19 protein-coding genes are annotated in these 19,325 nt (G+C 46.5%); all 19 read left to right on the top strand.

Annotation, left to right across the window (positions count from 1 at the left end; all coding sequences use genetic code 11):
* Nucleotides 1–54 precede the first annotated feature (54 nt).
* Nucleotides 55–2,913, top strand: a complete 2,859-nt coding sequence (locus IAE27_RS03055) for a sigma-54-dependent transcriptional regulator (RefSeq protein WP_109240486.1) — start codon at nt 55–57, stop codon at nt 2,911–2,913.
* Between the two features lie 178 nt (nt 2,914–3,091).
* Nucleotides 3,092–3,520 (top strand): mannose/fructose/sorbose PTS transporter subunit IIA, encoded by a 429-nt coding sequence (locus IAE27_RS03050; protein WP_109240485.1) that lies wholly within the window; start codon nt 3,092–3,094, stop codon nt 3,518–3,520.
* A 1-nt stretch (nt 3,521) separates the two neighbouring features.
* Nucleotides 3,522–3,998 (top strand): PTS system mannose/fructose/N-acetylgalactosamine-transporter subunit IIB, encoded by a 477-nt coding sequence (locus tag IAE27_RS03045; protein WP_109240484.1) that lies wholly within the window; start codon nt 3,522–3,524, stop codon nt 3,996–3,998.
* 15 nt (nt 3,999–4,013) lie between these two features.
* Nucleotides 4,014–4,811, top strand: coding sequence for a PTS mannose/fructose/sorbose transporter subunit IIC (locus tag IAE27_RS03040; RefSeq protein ID WP_011787823.1), 798 nt, complete (start codon nt 4,014–4,016; stop codon nt 4,809–4,811).
* Nucleotides 4,812–4,821: 10 nt separating this feature from the next.
* Complete coding sequence (locus IAE27_RS03035; RefSeq protein WP_109240483.1) at nt 4,822–5,682, top strand: mannose/fructose/sorbose PTS transporter subunit IID; 861 nt, start codon at nt 4,822–4,824, stop codon at nt 5,680–5,682.
* Between the two features lie 1,012 nt (nt 5,683–6,694).
* Complete coding sequence (pduA, locus tag IAE27_RS03030) at nt 6,695–6,997, top strand: propanediol utilization microcompartment protein PduA (protein WP_011918380.1); 303 nt, start codon at nt 6,695–6,697, stop codon at nt 6,995–6,997.
* Nucleotides 6,994–7,809 (top strand): propanediol utilization microcompartment protein PduB, encoded by an 816-nt coding sequence (gene pduB, locus IAE27_RS03025; protein ID WP_011787820.1) that lies wholly within the window; start codon nt 6,994–6,996, stop codon nt 7,807–7,809. Before pduA ends, pduB begins: the two co-directional genes overlap by 4 nt.
* 24 nt (nt 7,810–7,833) lie before the next feature.
* Nucleotides 7,834–10,377 (top strand): glycyl radical protein, encoded by a 2,544-nt coding sequence (locus IAE27_RS03020; RefSeq protein WP_109240482.1) that lies wholly within the window; start codon nt 7,834–7,836, stop codon nt 10,375–10,377.
* Between the two features lie 138 nt (nt 10,378–10,515).
* Entirely contained in the window at nt 10,516–11,436 is a 921-nt protein-coding gene (locus IAE27_RS03015; protein WP_109240536.1) for a glycyl-radical enzyme activating protein, read from the top strand.
* A 34-nt stretch (nt 11,437–11,470) separates the two neighbouring features.
* The gene (locus tag IAE27_RS03010) at nt 11,471–12,298 is read left to right on the top strand and encodes an MIP/aquaporin family protein (protein WP_109240481.1); all 828 of its coding nucleotides are present in this window, start codon (nt 11,471–11,473) and stop codon (nt 12,296–12,298) included.
* A gap of 71 nt (nt 12,299–12,369) precedes the next feature.
* The gene (locus tag IAE27_RS03005; RefSeq protein WP_011787816.1) at nt 12,370–12,660 is read left to right on the top strand and encodes a BMC domain-containing protein; all 291 of its coding nucleotides are present in this window, start codon (nt 12,370–12,372) and stop codon (nt 12,658–12,660) included.
* 27 nt (nt 12,661–12,687) lie between these two features.
* A complete protein-coding gene (locus tag IAE27_RS03000; protein ID WP_109240480.1) occupies nt 12,688–13,554 on the top strand; it encodes a BMC domain-containing protein in 867 nt (288 codons plus the stop codon).
* 4 nt (nt 13,555–13,558) lie between these two features.
* Nucleotides 13,559–14,194 carry a phosphate propanoyltransferase gene (locus tag IAE27_RS02995; RefSeq protein ID WP_109240479.1) on the top strand — a complete coding sequence of 212 codons (636 nt, stop codon included), beginning with the start codon at nt 13,559–13,561 and terminating at the stop codon, nt 14,192–14,194.
* 13 nt (nt 14,195–14,207) lie between these two features.
* The gene (pduM, locus tag IAE27_RS02990; protein ID WP_109240478.1) at nt 14,208–14,687 is read left to right on the top strand and encodes a microcompartment protein PduM; all 480 of its coding nucleotides are present in this window, start codon (nt 14,208–14,210) and stop codon (nt 14,685–14,687) included.
* Nucleotides 14,688–14,691: 4 nt separating this feature from the next.
* Nucleotides 14,692–14,970, top strand: coding sequence for a EutN/CcmL family microcompartment protein (locus tag IAE27_RS02985; RefSeq protein WP_011918378.1), 279 nt, complete (start codon nt 14,692–14,694; stop codon nt 14,968–14,970).
* Between the two features lie 32 nt (nt 14,971–15,002).
* Nucleotides 15,003–15,512 carry a heme-binding protein gene (locus IAE27_RS02980; protein ID WP_011787811.1) on the top strand — a complete coding sequence of 170 codons (510 nt, stop codon included), beginning with the start codon at nt 15,003–15,005 and terminating at the stop codon, nt 15,510–15,512.
* Complete coding sequence (locus tag IAE27_RS02975) at nt 15,509–16,903, top strand: aldehyde dehydrogenase family protein (protein WP_109240477.1); 1,395 nt, start codon at nt 15,509–15,511, stop codon at nt 16,901–16,903. Before IAE27_RS02980 ends, IAE27_RS02975 begins: the two co-directional genes overlap by 4 nt.
* 15 nt (nt 16,904–16,918) lie before the next feature.
* Entirely contained in the window at nt 16,919–18,031 is a 1,113-nt protein-coding gene (locus tag IAE27_RS02970; RefSeq protein WP_200091769.1) for a 1-propanol dehydrogenase PduQ, read from the top strand.
* 366 nt (nt 18,032–18,397) lie between these two features.
* Nucleotides 18,398–19,267, top strand: a complete 870-nt coding sequence (locus IAE27_RS02965) for a PocR ligand-binding domain-containing protein (protein WP_200091767.1) — start codon at nt 18,398–18,400, stop codon at nt 19,265–19,267.
* Nucleotides 19,268–19,325: the final 58 nt, after the last annotated feature.

Below are 19,325 nucleotides of genomic sequence, written 5' to 3'. Positions count from 1 at the left end.
TAACTTTACCCAGTCATACCCCCTACACAACAAAAACATCTGAAGTGAATAAAAATGAAAAGAATCAATAAAATACATCAGTTACTGATTTCATTATCTGAAGGGTTGGACAAGAAGAAAATTCTGGAAACACAGGGGATAACGACAGAGGAACTCAGTGAGGCTCTGGGTTATCTGCGCAGTAATGTCAGCTTTGATCTGAATAAACTGGCAGAGGATGGTCTGGTTGTCAAAATAAAAAAACGTCCGGTCAGGTTTATCGATAAACAAAAAGTTGAAAATTTATTTGGCGTAAGTATAGAAGGAACCGCGATTTACCATGATATTAATGAAATGCTGAAGAAGCATGATATTATTCCTCCTCCCGGTAAGTCAGTGTCCGGAAACGATGTTTTTTCCGAAATGATAGGATGCGATCAAAGTCTTAAAACACCGGTTGAGCAGGCAAAAGCAGCGGTAATGTACCCACCCTATGGCTTACCTACACTCATTATCGGTGCGACAGGGGTGGGAAAAAGTCTTTTCGCCCGGCTTATGTATGATTTTGCCAGGGACGAAGATTTAATTAACGGCGATTTTATCCTGTTTAACTGTGCTGATTATTATAATAACCCTCAGCTTCTGATAAGCCATTTATTCGGCCACATCAAAGGGGCATTTACTGGCGCCACTTCGGATAAGGAGGGGTTAATCGAAAAAGCTAACGGTGGCGTCCTTTTCCTCGATGAAATCCATCGATTACCCCCAGAAGGCCAGGAGATGGTTTTTTACACTCTGGACAGCGGAAATTTTTCACGTCTTGGCGAAACGGAAAGAACCAGAACATCAAGATTCCGGTTTATCTGTGCAACTACTGAGGATCCTGAATCAGCATTATTAAAAACATTTGTACGTAGATTGCCGGCAATCATAACTCTCCCAGCCTTACATGCCAGAAGCGCACAAGAGAAATTTGAGCTCTCATGTGCTTTGCTGAAACAAGAAGCACTGCGTGTCAACAAACCTATCACCATCGACTCTGCCTCTTTAAAATCCATCATAGGCAACACTCGAACCGGTAACGTCGGCCAAATGAAATCCAATATTCAACTGATTTGTGCAAATGTGTTTATGCGTGCAATCAATGAAGAAAGATTACATATCAATTTCGAGGATCTGCCTTTCCACCTAAAAAAGGGGATTTATGAACTCAACCGGACATCTGACGAAACCCGGGAGCTTACAAGGCTGATAAATGATCAGATTGACATTGAAATTAAATACATTGATACACCACCACAACATATTAATGATGAGTATGAACTGAAGTTTAATTTATATCGTATCATTGAAGAAAAGAATGAGACTCTGACTCATCTGGGAGTTTCTAAAGAAGATGCTTTCAAATATATCACTATTGACATTGAACAAAGCCTGTCATTAATTACTAAAAAATTCAACAACAGTGAATCATCACGAGAAAAACTGTTACGACTGGTCAGTCCGGACTTACTGCACTCAGCTGAGAATGTTCGCCAGATGGTATCTGCAAGGTTAAATCAGTTTTTCGACGATCGTTTTCTGGTCGCGTTTAGCCTGCATCTGAGTGCATACATGGAATCGCGTCAGAAAAAAGACTATCGCCCCCTTACGTTTCAGAATACGTACGATCAAATCCCTATCAATATTCAAAATTGCGCCCGAGAAGTTGTTGAATACATTGAATTCGAATACCATATAACAGTCCACAAAAATGAAGTTTGCTATATTGCCCTACTGATTAATGCACTCAGATCAGATAGTTTCTCCGAACACGTATCAGTACTGGTTATTATGCATGGTTCCACCACCGCGACAAGCATGGTTAACGTGGTCAAGGAACTTCTCGATGAAAAAGAAGTGTATGCTGTTGATATGCCTCTCGATATGAGCCCGGATGTTGCTCTGGAACTGGTAAAGAATAAAATCCAAAAAATCAGCAATAATAAAGGTGTCCTTTTACTGGTTGATATGGGGTCTCTGGTTAATTTTGGAGACATGATAACTCATGATACCGGAATTAAAATCCGTACCATCCCTATGGTTTCAACACCGTTGCTTATCGAAGCAGTCAGGAAAGCCACGTTAAATGGTTCAGAACTTAATGATGTTTATACTTCATTGCAAAATTTCCGTGGTTATGACATTACTCATACAATTCCCGCAAGTGTCACTCTCACCACGCCCTTTAGCTCCGAAAAAGCCAGAGCGATTGTCGCTATCTGTTCAAGTGGTGTCGGGACCGCTGTTAAGCTGAAAAAGCTTGTTGAAGATATTCTGGAAGAGTCGGGTGATAGTGACATACAAGTCATCACTTTGTCTCTGGCTAATGCAAATCTCAGAAAAACAGATATTCTTAAAAAATACAATGTGATATTTACCATCGGGATTAAGGATCCAGAATATAACGCTCCCTTTGTTTCTTTGGAGCAAATATTTACAGCGGAGGGCGAGTCAACGATAAAATCACTGATGAATACTGGTGAGCTTATCCATCATATACAAAGGCAACCTACAATGATTCGTAACGTACTGCATGAGTCATTACGCGAAGTCATGACTTTTTTAAACCCTCATAAAGTCGTGGATATCATTATTGATTTCATACAGTGTATCGAAAAAATAGAATGCAAAAATTTTTCCACCGCCCTCAAAATTAGCCTTGGATTACATGTGGCTAATGCTCTGGAAAGAGTGATATTGAATACACAACTTACCTCCACGGTCCCGGCATCCCTCCAGGAAAGACTTGCCGAATATAAAACAGCTTCTTCATTGTTTGAACAAAAAATAGGCCTCCGGCTTAATGATACCGAACTCGCTTTCGTCATCGAAATGATTGATGAATTACACAGCAGCAAAAATAATTCCTCTTCTGAAGCCCCTGACCTTTAGAACATATCCCGGTACGCAGGTACAGTCTCCTGACCTGCGTATCTGGTTGTGTTTCATCTCATCAACTTTCTGTTTTTCTTCTTGTAACCCACTGATTTATTGCATAATTTATTAAAGCACAAAACTGGCCCTCTCTTTGCATTACTTACAGGGATGAAGAAACCTCAAAGGAACGAAGATGGAAATAGCTATTGTCGTCATTACCCATGGTTCGAGTGCCGCGCCTCTTTGCAAAACGGCAGAGATGATCGTTGGTCAGCAGGAGAATCTGGCCGTACTGGATTTTTTCCCTGGCGAAAATGTTGATTCTCTCGCCATTAAGATCAGACAGTCACTGCCCCCGTTAAACACAGATAATGGTGTTTTGTTCCTTGTAGATGTATTTGGTGGCAGTCCGTTCAATGCCGCAATGCTCGTAAGTTCAGAACAAAATCACTCTGATGTAGTGAGTGGGGTAAATATCCCAATGTTAATTGATTGTTTTATGGACAGAAATACGGTGCAAAATTTCTCTGACCTTGCTGATATCGCCAAAAATTCCGGTATAGCCGGAATATTGAGTATGAACCAGGACATGGAATTTAATAACCAGGAGGAAGATTTATAATATGAATATCTTAATTTCCAGAATTGATGACCGATACATTCATGGCCAGGTTGTGACTCGCTGGGTAAAAGACTATCCGGCAGAGCGAATTATTGTCGTTTCAGATAAGGTGGCTAACGACGAGTTACGTAAGTCGCTGCTACTCTCTGTTGCTCCCAGCCACATGAAGGCCAGCGTGGTCACCGTTGAAAAGATGATAAAAGCATATCACAGTGAACGTTATGAAGGTGTTACCGCTTTTCTTTTATTTGGTAATCCAACAGATGTTCTTCATCTTGTTGAGGGCGGAGTTAAAATTCCTTCAGTAAATATTGGAGGAATGATTTATGAAGAGGGTCGTAAACAACTCACGAAATCCGTCAGCGCAACTCCTGAAGACATCGCGGCGTTTAAAAAACTGCATGAGAAAGGTGTTCAGCTTGAACTACGGCAATTACCCTCTGATTCCGCGGTTGATTTTTATTCTAAAATTGAATAATGAAGGTTAAATGACATGGAAACATATCAAATTATTGCACTGGTCATGGTAGCTGCTTTAGCGGGGATAGGGAGTGTGCTGGACGAAGCTCAGACCCACCGCCCACTTGTGGTTTGTACGCTGGTCGGGATCGTTCTGGGTGATATTAAAACCGGTATTATCTTAGGCGGTACACTTGAAATGATGGCCCTGGGCTGGATGAACGTCGGGCTTGCAATGGCGCCAGATACCGCCATTGCTTCCGTCATTTCAACTATCCTCGTCATTACGACCCATCAGGGCATTGGGCAAGGTATTGCCATCGCAGTCGCCCTGGCAGCAGCAGGTCAGGTCTTAACTATTTTTATCAGAACGATAGCGGTATTCTTTGTCCACAAGGCAGATACCTATGCCGAGTCCGGCAATATTCGAGGTATCGAGTTCATGCATATCAGTGCGCTGTCATTACAGGCATTACGCGTTGCACTCCCCACGCTGGCCGTACTGATGCTTGATGTTACCACCGTTCAGAACGTTCTCAACAGTATCCCGGAAGTCGTCACAAAAGGTCTCCAGATCGGAGGTGGCATTGTTGTCGTTGTGGGTTATGCAATGGTTGTCAATATGATGAATGTCAGACATTTGATGCCATTCCTGTTTGCGGGTTTTCTGATTGCGGCTTTCACCAATTTCAATCTGGTTGGACTTGGAGGGATGGGGTTAGTTGCCGCCATTATTTACCTTCAGGTAAATCCAAGATTTTCTGCGGCCAGTAAAGCGGTAAGTAGCCCATCGAAAGCAACCTTGTCTGATGAAGACGATCTCGATTCCTGAGGAGCCAATCATGTCAATCGATAATACCAATAAAGACACTACTGTTACCGAAAATAAACGCCTTACCTCTGGCGACCTTAGCAGTATGTTTTTAAGATCAAACGTCCTTCTGGCTTCAGCAAACTTTGAACGTGTACAGAATCTGGGTATTTGCTATATCATGATTCCTGCCATAAAACGGTTGTATGCGCCGGGTCCGGAAAGAATAGAAGCTCTTAAAAGACATCTGGAGTGGTTTAATACTCAGCCCTACTGCGCCTCCCCCATATTGGGTGTTGCGGCGGCGATGGAAGAGGAAAAAGCAAACGGTGCACAGATTGAAGGGAATAGTATCAGTGGTGTAAAAATCGGTTTGATGGGTCCCTTCGCAGGTGTTGGAGATCCTATTTTTTGGGGGACTATCAGACCCGTTCTTGCTGCCCTGGGAGCCTCTCTTGCGTTAACCGGAAATATCCTTGGCCCAATCATTTTTTTTGTATTGTTCAACGCAATCCGTTTAGCACTGAAATACTATGGTTTAAATTACGGATACCAGAAAGGAAGAGAAATTCTTAAGGATTTGGGTGGGGATCGCCTTCAGAAACTGACAGAAGGTGCATCAATTCTGGGACTGTTCGTTATTGGCGCCCTGGTTTGTAAGTGGACGACAATTAATGTACCGATTGTTGTATCCCGTGTCACACAGGCAGATGGCCATGTCACAGTAACAACGCTGCAGAACATCTTCGATCAGTTACTTCCGGGAATGCTTCCTTTGGCTCTTACATTGTTAGTTGCAAGATTGCTCAGGAAGAAACTGAGTCCCCTACTATTGATTATGCTTATTTTTGCATTCGGTATTCTGGGTTACTGGGCTGGAATATTGGCTTAATAATAAAACACAAAAACTTGGAGCTCCCCTGTCATCGGGGGAGCCTCCATCATTTCTTCATAAAAAATTCAACTCCATAAACAACACCTGTTTTATTAAATTGTTACTTACTCTCAATATGAAATTCATTAAAGATTTATCCCCAATGAAAATCATACGTGTGACGAGAAGGGTTTAAGTTTTGTGACGCTAGCACAACCTTTTGTAACTCCGATGTACCGCAAAACATAAAAAAGCATGAATTGGAATTCCAGACTGAATTCAGACCTACCCACAGACGATTTTTATATAATACCAAAAAGTATTTCTATTTCTTAGAAAACCCCCATCACCTTAATATACACACATCCTCAGCAGCAGTATTTTGACACGCGGCCATTATTATATTTTATTTAACATTAAACACTCATGAAAATTAAATATTGAGAAACGATCCTGGGGGTACATTTATTTAATAAGAATAAATTTTGACGCTGCTATAAAATTAAATCATTAGATATCAATGGCATACCGCGCATATCACGCATCCATTATCTTGTCTCATGACTTTACCTAAATTTGGTATTACCTCTAAGATTATATATATTCATTTTTTGATATTTGTATCCTCCTGTCGCCTCACTATTCGCAAGTAAGGTTGGTCATAATACAATCATGAAAAAGAGAAGGTCTGGCAATATCAACATCTACGAAATAATCAGAGACCTCTTTTCTATGCTAAACCGCGGACATACAAGCTCTGCCTCGTGGGCAGAAGCAACCACACTCGACAACATAATGCAACAAATAAATTAAAATTATTTTCTTCGCCAACGCAAGAACACACCATCAGTTAAATATTATTTAATTTAAAAAACAATCACATACATTAAAAAATGGCAAATCAACACCTGAAAACGCAATAATGATGCTTCAAAAAAAAAGATCCCCGCAATTATTTTAAAATCCAATCCCTTACCCTTTCCGGGTGAATTATCCCCCACAGACGATTTCCTCCCGGAAGGAGAACAATATGCAACAAGAAGCGTTAGGTATGGTCGAGACCAAAGGTCTGACTGCAGCAATAGAAGCTGCTGATGCGATGGTCAAATCAGCCAATGTCGTGCTCATTGGTTACGAAAAAATTGGTTCTGGTCTGATAACAGTGCTCGTACGCGGAGATGTGGGTGCAGTCAAAGCCGCCACCGATGCCGGTTGTGCCTCTGCTCGTCAGATCGGCGATGTCATCGCTACCCATGTCATTCCACGTCCGCATTCTGATGTTGAAAAACTCCTGCCAGCAGGCCTTAAACCATCTGAAGGAGTTAAACAATGAGTAGCGATAACCTCGTAGAAAATATTATCGCCGAGGTGCTCGGAAAAGTCGGGGATTTGAAAACCCCGTCCGCCGCATCCCAGCCGGGGATATCTCAGCAGGAGCCCGCTATCCCAAGAAAACTTTGCGGTTTAACCGAGTTCGTCGGGACGGCAACGGGCGACAGTATCGGCCTTGTAATTGCCAACGTTGACAGCGCCTTGCTGGATGCCATGCATCTGGAGAAGAAATACCGTTCAATAGGCATCCTTGGTGCACGTACTGGTGCGGGCCCACAGATCATGGCGGCTGATGAAGCTGTCAAAGCCACAAATACTGAAGTCGTTGCAATTGAACTGGCCCGCGACACTAAAGGCGGCGCAGGACACGGTTCACTGGTGCTGTTCGGTGGTCAGGATGTTTCCGATGTGAAACGGGCTGTGGAAGTGGCGCTAGGCGAACTTGAGCGTACTTTCGGTGACATTTACGCCAACGCAGCAGGTCATGTGGAACTCCAGTACACCGCACGCGCCAGCTACGCTCTGGAAAAAGCATTTGGCGCCCCCCTTGGACGCGCCTGTGGCGTGATTGTCGGTGCCCCGGCAGCGATTGGTGTGCTGATGGCAGACACGGCGATTAAATCTGCCAATGTGGATGTGGTGGCTTACAACTCCCCGGCAAAAGGCACCAGCTTTACTAACGAAGTTATTCTGATTGTTTCCGGTGACTCCGGTGCTGTGCGCCAGGCGGTGCGTTCTGCACGTGATGTAGGTCTGACTCTGCTGGAAACGATGGGTGGCAAAGCGCCTTCAGCCACAACCCCCTATATCTGATTTCCATGTAGTGGAGAACAAGAAATGAGCCAAATATCACAGGCTTTTGGTGAACCAACTGACCGAATTTGTGCCTTACGGGAACAAATCCTTGATACGACCCCCTGCATTGAGACGGATCGTGCCCGCCTGATCACCGAGTCCTATAAGGAAACGGAATCCCTGCCCATGATCATCCGTCGTGCCAAAGCGCTTGAGAAGATCCTTGCGGAATTGCCGGTCACCATCCGGGCAGGTGAACTGATCGTTGGTAGTCTGACGGTCACTCCTCATTCCACACAAATTTACCCGGAGTACTCAAATAGCTGGCTTCAGGATGAATTCGATCGTCTGAATCTGCGTAAAGGTGACCGTTTTACCATAACCGATGAAGCGAAACAGCAGCTGGATAGCGTATTTGGCTACTGGCGAGGGAAAACGACGAATGAACTGGCTACATCCTATATGTTGCCTGAAACGCTTGATTGCATGGCAGAAAATGTCTTCACTGTCGGCAACTATTACTTTAATGGCGTCGGTCATATAGCCGTGGACTACGCGCGTGTTCTCGCTCGTGGATACAAAGGCATCATCCAGGATGTTGCCGCCGCAATGGCCAGTGCTGATAAAAAAGACCCCGCTTTTCTGAAAAAAGAATCATTCTACAAGGCGGTCATTATTTCCTGTAACGCAGCAATCAATTTTGCTCATCGTTACGCGGTTAAAGCTCGTACTCTCGCGGAACAGGCCTCACCAGTCCGTAAAAAAGAGCTGCTGAAAATTGCTGAAATCTGTGACAAAGTACCTGAAAATGGTGCAAGTAATTTCTATGAAGCCTGCCAGTCATTCTGGTTTGCCCATGCCATTATTCAACTTGAATCCAACGGGCATTCTATCTCCCCGGCGCGTTTCGATCAGTACATGTACCCTTACCTGGAAAAGGACAGCTCCCTGAGCGAGGAACAGGCGCAGGAATTGCTGGATTGTCTGTGGCTCAAGTTCAACGACGTTAACAAGGTTCGTGATGAAGGCTCGACCAAAGGTTTTGGTGGCTATCCGATGTTCCAGAACCTGATCGTTGGCGGTCAAACCAGCGGCGGACAGGACGCCACTAACAGACTGTCCTTTATGGCCATGACGGCTACCGCCCATGTTCGTCTGCATGAACCTTCACTGTCAGTACGTGTCTGGTCAAAATCTCCGGACGATTTGTTACTGAAAGCCTGTGAAGTCAGTCGTCTTGGTATGGGGATCCCGGCCTATTACAACGATGAAGTTGTTATCCCTGCATTGATTAACCGCGGCCTGACCCTGGAAGATGCGCGGGAATACGGCATCATCGGCTGCGTCGAACCTCAACGTCCGGGAAAAACAGAAGGCTGGCACGACGCCGCGTTCTATAACATGAGTAAGGTACTGGAAATAACCCTGAACAACGGGCGCTGCGGGGATAAACAACTCGGCCCCAAAACTGGTGAGCTGGATTCATTCCAGAGTATTGAAGACATCATTGAAGCTTATCGTAAACAGAACGAATATTTTGTCTATCATCTGGCAATGGCCGATAACAGTGTTGACCTTGCTCATATGGATCGGGCCCCCCTGCCGTTCCTGTCCTGTATGGTGGATGACTGTATTAGTCGCGGTAAAAGCGTTCAGGAAGGCGGTGCCCATTATAACTTCACGGGTCCCCAAGGTGTCGGAGTTGCCAATGTGGGCGACTCGCTGATGGCTATCAAACGTCTGGTATTTGAAGAAGGCCAATTATCGTTGGGTCATCTGAAAGAAGCACTGGATGCCAATTTCGGTGTATCTGGCGGGATAGAGAAACCTGACACTATAGCCACTGAAAGTGCGCCGAAACAGGATGCAACCTATGAACTAGTCCTTGAGGCCGTGAAGAAAGTGCTGGGCGAAAGCGGCGCACTTGCACTCACCTCACTCAATAGCAACCCACCGGAGCCTGTCAAAGGGGCTGATGCCGGGCTGACAGCAGTGCGTCAGTTACTCATTAATGGCGCCCCCAAGTTCGGTAATGACATTGACGAAGTGGATATGCTGGCCCGTACTGGTGCTGAAATTTACTGTCGCGAGGTAGAAAAATACACCAACCCACGTGGCGGTTTATTCCAGGCTGGCTTATATCCGGTATCCGCTAATGTGGCTCTCGGTGAGAGCGTCGGGGCAACTCCGGATGGCCGTCTGGCCGGCCAGCCGCTTCCCGATGGGGTGTCGCCCAGCAGGGGCATGGATACAAAAGGTCCAACCGCTGCCGCCAACTCAGTAGCCAAGCTGGATCACTTCCTGGCCTCAAATGGCACGCTGTTTAATCAGAAATTCCATCCGGCAGCTCTGAAAGGCGATGAGGGATTACACCATCTGGCGGCCTTACTGCGTGGTTATTTCGATCAGAAAGGCATGCATGTTCAGTTCAATGTGATCGACCGTAATACACTGCTGGCAGCACAAAAAGAACCAGAAAAATATCGTGATCTGGTTGTGCGTGTGGCGGGTTACAGTGCGCAATTTGTCTCACTGGATAAAAGCGTACAGGACGATATTATCCTGCGAACCGAACATGTCTTTTAATTGACAGTTGGCCGGATTTTTCAACATAAGGATATTATCTGATGATGATTATTTTCCTTGTTTTTACAGACAAGGAAAACACATCCGGCCAATAACATGCTGAACATCAGCATGAAGAAAAGAAATAAAGGTATTGACATGGCGGAAATTGATTACGCGCAGACTGGCACCGTATTTAATATACAAAAATTCTCCTTACATGATGGCCCGGGAATACGCACCATTGTATTCCTGAAAGGCTGTTATCTGGCATGTAAATGGTGCAGTAATCCGGAATCACAGCACACTGAACCGGAAATATTTTACTACGATCGCAATTGTATCCATTGCGGACGCTGCGTATCCGCCTGCCCTGTTGGGGCTATCGATGCCTCACGTCAAGGGCTTATTGACCGGAATGCCTGTATTCATTGTGGAGCTTGCGCTGAGGCCTGCCCGGCTGGTGCGATGGTTCAGTCAGGTAAGAGAATGTCGGTGGTGGAGGTTATAGACGAACTGCGTAAAGATGAGACGCATTACCGCCGCTCCGGTGGAGGTATTACATTGTCCGGTGGCGAGGCACTGGCTCAGCCAGCATTTGCAGCAGCATTGCTGGCCGCCTGCAAAGCCAGAGGATGGCATACAGCGATGGAAACCACCGGAATAGCCTCCCGGGCCGTGCTGGAAAAGGTTATCCCATTGCTTGATATCGTATTGCTCGACATCAAAACCTTTTATAGTGAACGGCATAAGGAATTTACGGGACATCCGAATGAGACGGTTTTACGTAATGCACTGACAATTTCAGAACTGGCAAAGAATGTCGCCGTTCGGATCCCGGTAATTCCTGGATTTAATGATGATGAACAAAGTATCGAAGCTATTGCCAGATTTGTTACGCACATGAAAAATGTATCGCGATTACATTTATTACCCTATCACAACTATGGCCAGAATAAATATAACCTGCTTGGCAGAACGTACGACATGATTGAAATAAAACCACCGGAAGAAAGTCGTATGCATAAATATAAAGATATTGTGACATCCCTAGGAATCGACTGCGTCATCGGTGGGTAACCGGTAGTTTTTTAAACTTTTGCAGGAAACGATTATGAACACAACCTTACCGACATTAAAGCAGGAGTGCCTTGCCGAATTTCTGGGCACCGGACTCTTTCTGTTTCTTGGTATCAGTTGCCTCGCAGCGATGAAACTGGCTGGCGCCAGTTTCGGTTTGTGGGAGATCTGTATTGTCTGGGGACTGAGTGTCGCACTCGGTGTTTACCTCACTGCGGGAATATCCGGAGGGCATCTTAATCCGGCAGTCACTATCGCATTGTGGCTTTTCGGCAATTTCAGTGCCCATAAGGTCTTACCTTACATCCTGTGCCAGATTATGGGCGCTTTTGGCGGCGCCATGGTGGTCTACCTGCTTTACCACAATCTGTTTATTGATTATGAACTAACACACCATATTCAACGCGGCAGCATGGACAGCCTTGCAGAGGCGGGTATTTTCACGACGTTTCCCCATCCGGAAATTAATCTGCTTCAGGCTTTTGCCAGTGAAACCATCGGAACGCTGACGCTGATGTGCCTGATCATGGCGCTTACCGACGACGGCAACGGTGTTCCTCGCGGTCCGCTGGCGCCGCTACTGATTGGGATTTCCGTGGCCCTGATTGGGGTTGCCATCGGTGCACTGACGGGTTTTGCGCTGAATCCGGCAAGGGATTTAGGGCCCCGTCTGTTCAGCTATCTGGCTGGCTGGGGTAGTAATGCTTTAACAGGCGGACGTGCATTCCCCTACTTCATTATACCACTCGTCGCACCGATCTTCGGAGCCTGCCTTGGCGCCGCGCTGTATCGCGGTCTGACCAGGTTACCACTTCTGCCGGGCAAGGGGGGCCAGGGAAAAAGTCTGTCGCTGCCGGAATAATTATCTCCCGTCCCGTCAGGGACGGGAGCTGAAGATGAACTTTACACAAGAAACTAAGGAGTAAAAGAGAAATGAACAATGCGCTTGGAATGATCGAAACCTATGGACTGATTGGCGCCATCGTAGGTGCAGATGCCATGGTCAAATCGGCAAACGTCCAGTTGGTGGGTTACGAAAAAATTGGTTCCGGCCTGGTTACCGTCATGGTACGAGGTGATGTCGGTGCGGTAAAAGCTTCGGTGGAGGCGGGCTCCGCAGCTGCAGCCGGTGTGGGCCAGGTGAAATCAACTCACGTCATCCCACGTCCTCATAATGAGGTGGAAACGCTTTTGCCGGTTTATCAGACCGCAACAGCCGAGTGAAAAATTAACAAGGAAAAGGGGGAGCTTGTGCAACATTCTCTTGGCCTTATCGAAGTCTCGGGTATGTCTCTGGCGATAACTGTTGCTGATGTGATGGCGAAAACTGCCCAGATCAGACTGATCGGCGTGGAAAGAACCATCGGGTCTGGCTGGATGCTGGTGAAAATTGCAGGCGATGTTGCTGCAGTGCGTACGGCTCTATCGGCCGGAGAAGAAACAGCCAGAGCACACCAGGGATTTGTTGCCTGCACCACAATCGCCCGGCCAGCAAAAGGAACCGGTGAACTGGTTTCAACAACTAAACCGCCCCGAGCTGAGCCTGTTCAGAAGATAACCGCTCTCCCGGCCGTTGCCCTCACGGCATCCGCCGCCCATACCACAACCGGACCTGAATCCGTTCAGGAGGATCCGGACGCAGAAAAGGCAGTCCCCCCGATCAGGGAGGCTGTCGAGGGAAGCACAGACAATATCATTCAGGTCGATGCTATCAATGATCCTGTGGAAACGGCCAGGGAAATCAGTAAACCAAACGCTTCAGCAAAGTCTCCTCCTGCTGAATATGGTGAAAAACAATCTGTGGCGACGGTCAAAGCATTTCCGGTCATGGGAGATATCGCTGCTGACCACGATATTCCGACAGCGTCAGCGAGATCCGTTGCCGTTGCGCAGCAGGTCAAACCCGGAATATCTCTGCATCAGTTTCATTATCAGGAAAAACCTGATGATGAAACTGCAGATGCGGGTAGCCAACAGACAGGTGAAACAAAACAGGCTGTCGCCATATCAGCAAAATTACTGGTGACATGCAAAATCTGTGGAGATCCTTCATGTCCGCGACATAAGGGCCAGCCACGCAGTAGATGTATTCACAATCAGAAATCGGTATTGAGGTAAATCAATGGATCACGATCTGATCACAAAACTGACCGGTCAGGTAATTGCGCAGATGCGGCAACGAACGATTCCGCTGGGTATATCAAACCGGCATGTTCATTTGTCGGAAAAAGATTACCAGAGTCTGTTTCCCGGGCAGACTCTGAAAATTAAAAAGCCCCTTGGTCAGCCCGGGCAATTTGCGGCAGAGCAGACCGTTTCCTTAATCGGTCCAAGAGGTCAGTTGAAAAACGTACGGATACTGGGGCCGTTGCGGGGACAAACACAGGTGGAAATCTCGTACACCGATGCCAGGCAAATTGGCCTGACGGCGCCACTCCGCCTGTCAGGTGATCTGACCGGAAGTGTCTCTGTCACACTCAAAAGCGAGGGCGGAGAAATTAATCTCACCGAGGGAGTAATCATCGCTCGCAGACATATTCATATGTCGCCACTGGACGCTGCAATATTTGGCGTAACACAAGGAGAAACGGTGAAAGTCGGGATTGAGGGCACCGATCGAAAACTGATTTTTGATGATGTCTGTATCCGGGTTGCTGAGGATATGCGTCTTGAAATGCATATTGATACTGATGAAGCGAATGCTGCCGGTATTGATGGAGGCCAGGCAGTGGCAAGACTTCTCCTGACAAAACGCTAATGCAGGTGTGTCTATGCTGGACATGATCGTCTCAAGGGTCATTACACTTTTACAGGGAAGGGAAAGCCGGAGTTTACGGGTGACCCAGGCCGAGCTGGCGGCAGGCTTATCAAAAACGGTTTATTTGCATAATGCACAACTGATATTGCCCTTACCTGATCTGGCTTTTATTCAGAGTCTGGTTGCCTATGATCACCACCACCCGGCAGTGGCGACTGTCCTGGAAGCATGGGCATATGGCGTAAGGTTACACCTTCAGATCCACCAGCAATTACTGACCGCACTGCCACTGCGAGAGTTACGCCGCCTTCCGGTCACACTCACTGACCATATGAGTACACCGGTGCAACTGGCAGCTGCAGCTGGCCTCAGCTATGCCAGCGTTATTCACTGGCACGATTGCTGGGTTTTACTGGAAAAGCAGACGCTGATTACCGCCCTCGCCCGGGAAGTAATGGAAAGACAGAACATCAAACTAATATGGCAGGAGTAATGCAATGCAACTGGCGAAAGTCGTAGGGTCAGTGGTGTCGACGCAAAAATCTGCGTCCCTGACAGGTAAAAAATTGATGGTCGTTACTTTAGTTAATCTGGACGGCTCCACACCGCTTTTCCAGGAAAACACCCAGGAGGTTGCTGTGGATTCTATGGGAGCAGGTGAAGGTGAGCTGGTTCTGGTCAGCCGTGGCTCTTCAGCCAGAAAGATCTTTCCGGAACCAAATCAGGCCATTGATCTTGCCATCGTCGGCATCGTCGATACCATCGACCGGTTTTAGCCCCGGTCGGCTGTTACAGGAGAAACAGAGCTATGCCAGAACAGGATATAGCATCCCTTATCAGCGAGCATCGCATATTGCTGGAGGAGGCCGTCCGCGAAGTTATCCGTCGGTACCCGCAGTCACTTTCGCCATCGGAAAACTTCAGTAAGCACATTTTCAGTTCAGAGCAGTTGAAAAACATTATCGATACTGTTCTGGCAGAGGCGTGGCAGCAAAGCGCCATGGTAGTTATCACCTTGTGTGACGAAAAAGGCGAATGTGTTCTGACTTACCGCATGCCAGGTACATCGGCAGAAGATATTGCTGTCGCCGGGCGTGCAGCCGAAGCCGCGGTAAGTTTCGCTAAAGAAAATAAACAGATCATTGACCCCACACTACATAACGTTATTGGCGGGATTGATACCTCCCGCGGAGGCTGTGTCGTGTATTGTGCGGGGAAAGTGATCGGCGGGATCGGAATTAGCGGCGCATCCGCTGAAAAAAATCATCTTATTGCATTACGGGCTGTCGACAGCCTTAAATCAGGGAGTCAAAAATGAATACCATTGAACTGGAGAATATGATCCGCAATATTCTTGCTGATAATCTGAAAGGGACCGCTACTGCCCCTGGAAACATTCAGCACACTATCTTCGCTCGTGTGGAAGATGCTATCACTGCCAGCTACGATGCCTATAAAAAATACATGGCAGAACCTCTGGCACTTCGAACCAGGATCATTACAGCCCTGAAGGAAGAGCTGGCCCCCTGGATCAAAGAGATGTCCGAACGCGCCGCAGAAGAAACCGGCATGGGTAATGCACCCGACAAAATCAGTAAAAACACTGCGGCACTGAATAATACTCCGGGGATTGAGGATTTGACCACAAGCGCCCTGACTGGTGATGGTGGCATGGTTTTATTCGAACTATCTCCCTTCGGAGTCATTGGCGCTATCGCCCCCAGCACCAATCCGACCGAAACTATCATTAACAACACCATCAGTATGCTGGCCGCTGGTAATGCTGTCTACTTCAGCCCCCATCCGGGCGCAAAAAAGGTATCCTTGTGGCTTATTGAAAAAATCGAAGACATCATTTATCGGGTAAGCGGGATCCGCAATCTGGTTACCACCGTAGCAGAGCCCACCTTTGACGCTACTCGCGAAATGATGTCAGATCCGCGCATTGCTCTGCTTGCGGTCACAGGTGGTCCGGCAATTGTCAATATGGCCATGAAAACCGGTAAAAAAGTTATCGGTGCTGGCCCTGGTAACCCCCCTGTACTGGTGGATGAGACTGCCTGTCCGGTCAAGGCAGCCAAAGATATCGTTGATGGTGCCTCTTTCGATCATAACGTCCTTTGTATCGCCGAAAAATGCGTCATCGTAGTAGATAGCATCGCCGATCGCCTCATGGATAATATGCAGAAAAACGATGCCTTCTTGGTAAAAACGCCCGGTGATATTGCCAAACTGCGCAAGGTCGTTATCAATGACAAAGGAGAAGCAAACAAGAAACTGGTAGGTAAAAGTCCGGCAGTGATCCTGCAGGCTGCTGATCTGAACACATCAACAGCACCGCGACTGATTATTGTGGAAGTGGAGCAGGACGATCCGCTGGTGATGGTCGAACAATTAATGCCAGTTCTGCCTGTTGTACGGGTCAGCGATTTCGAGACCGGGCTGGCACTGGCTCTGAAGGTGGAAAACGAGCAGCACCATACCGCCATAATGCATTCTCAGAATGTTACCCGTCTGAACCTGGCTGCGAAGACCATGCAGACTTCAATATTTGTGAAAAATGGCCCTTCCTATGCCGGACTGGGCATAGGTGCCGAGGGTTTTACCACCTTTACTATTGCGACACCCACTGGCGAAGGGACAACATCAGCACGGAGCTTCGCCCGTAAACGCCGTTGTGTGCTGACCAATGGATTTTCCATCCGCTAAGTGGAGGATGTGAAGATGTCCCTGTTCACGGTAAAAACGCGGGTATATAGCGGAGCCGACAGTTTAGCCTGGCTCAGAACGCTCCACGGTAAAAAGATCTGGATTGTCTGCGATGGTTTTCTGGCTGGCAGCCCCAATCTGAAAATGGTCACCGACAATATCCACGAGGACAACACTGTCGGTCTGTTTAGCGATATCATCCCCGATCCGCCTATCGCTACAGTGGCGGCTGGTATTGAGGCTATGAGTGCGATACAGCCGGATGTAGTGATCGGTTTCGGCGGTGGGTCGGCACTGGATTCAGCAAAGGCGATAATTTTCTTTGGCCGCAAGCTTGGCATTATGGTTGAGAACTTCGTTGCAATCCCCACTACCAGTGGTACGGGTTCTGAAGTCACCAGCGCCAGTGTTATCAGCGATCCGGCCAGCAGAATAAAATACCCGTTGTTTGATGACAGTCTTTACCCTGATATAGCGCTTCTTGAACCGCGACTGGTGCTAAGCGTACCACCAGCTGTAACAGCCAATACCGGGCTTGACGTACTGACGCATGCACTTGAGGCATATGTGGCCAAAGGCGCAACGGACTTTACTGATGCACTGGCAGAAAAAGCAGCACAACTGGTCATCAGTTTCCTGCCCGTCGTATATCGGGACGGTAATGAACTGGAAGCTCGAACCCGGATGCATAATGCTTCCACGCTGGCCGGTATTGCCTTCAGCCAGGCCGGGCTGGGAATGAACCATGCCATTGCTCATCAACTGGGTGGTCAACTGCACATACCCCATGGACTTGCCAACGCGCTGTTGCTGTGCCACGTGATCCGGTTCAACAGTCGTGATTTAGCCGTTCGTGCAAAATATGCACGGTTAAGTAAACTGTGTGGCCTGGCAAACTTCCATTCGGCGGATGAGTATTGTGTCGCGAGTCTAATCACCCATCTGCACAATCTCATGAAGCAGGTTAATGTCGCGGACAACCTTAGCGCATTAAACATCACTCGCGAACAGGTAACGACTGCTGAAAATGCCATGATTACAGCCGCTTTACAAGATGCCTGTCTATCCACCAATCCGGTAACCGTATCGGATACGGATATACGTGCTATTCTTAGAGCGATTATATAGAGTCAGGATCAGAAAATTTAAGCCGGAAAAAACTGTTAAGTTACGTGATTTTTTCCGGCTTCTTTTTTAATTTTCAATCCTCCGAACATGTTATATAAATCATATCCGTTTCCTAGATACTGGATTACCATTACAGAATAACCCCCTTTAAATCAATCCAACTAAATGATGGTCATTCAATGAAAATGACTCAGATCAATAAATCAATACTTTAAAGCTCAGGCAAGAAAATGTGATGTAGTACAATTTACAACGATTTTAAAAAGAGTATAATTTTTATATGATATAGTCACGAATGTAATGGATTTATCTTTGTGAAAAACCAAGAATAACTAACGGATTACAACTTTTATTGCCAGGTAAAAAATGAGAAACGCCCACGATATACTTGACAATATTGTATACGACTTTGCCAATGCCACCGGTCTGGGTTCTGTTGCCGTAGATCTGAATGGCAAAGAGATATCCCCATGGTATAATTTTACTTCTTTCTGCCAGCAAGTCAGGCAAATCGCAGCTTACCATCCCTATTGCCAACAATGCGATCGCTGTGGTGGTTTTGAAAGTACGAAAGCAAAACAGATTCAATGTTATCGCTGTCACGCCGGACTCGTAGATTTTTCCATTCCTATTTTCATTAACGGTAATCTGACAGGGTTTGTTTCTTGTGGACAAGCACGTGTTGCAGAAAACTTACCATTACCAAAAATAGTGGAAAACGATAAAAACTTACCAACAGAATCAAAACTTATCGAACTATATCATGAGGTGCCTGAACTGAGCCTGATGAAAATCAAGTCTGCTGCACAGCTCCTGAACCTTATTATAGAGAACTACCTTAATTTACGTATAGTAAAAAATGTCAGTCCTGTTAAAAATCAGAAACTGGAGACATTGGGTCGACATCAGGCAACAATGGAAATGATACTCAATCACATAAATCAGAATTTTTCTGACAATCTCAATCTTGAACAAATGTCCGCCAAAGCAAATCTAAGCATGTTTTATTTTTCCCGAACGTTTAAGGAGCTAACAGGAACTGGCTTCACTGCTTATTTAACAAATAAAAGGATGACGGAAGCTCATTGCCTCCTTGAACAAACAAACTGGAGTATTGAAAAAATAGCACGGAGTGTCGGTTATAATGATGTCCATTATTTTTCCCGTCTCTTTAAGAAAACGTTCAATAGGTCTGCATCAGAATTCCGAAATCATTCTTCAGGCTTTTCCGTGTAAATATCTCGATTAACCTGTCCATTCACTTTTAGAGATCCTCCAACAAATTTATTATGTT

This window comes from Klebsiella sp. S69, from assembly GCF_016516145.1.
Lineage (GTDB): Bacteria > Pseudomonadota > Gammaproteobacteria > Enterobacterales > Enterobacteriaceae > Klebsiella > Klebsiella oxytoca.
This window is presented reverse-complemented; position numbering and strand designations above follow the sequence as displayed.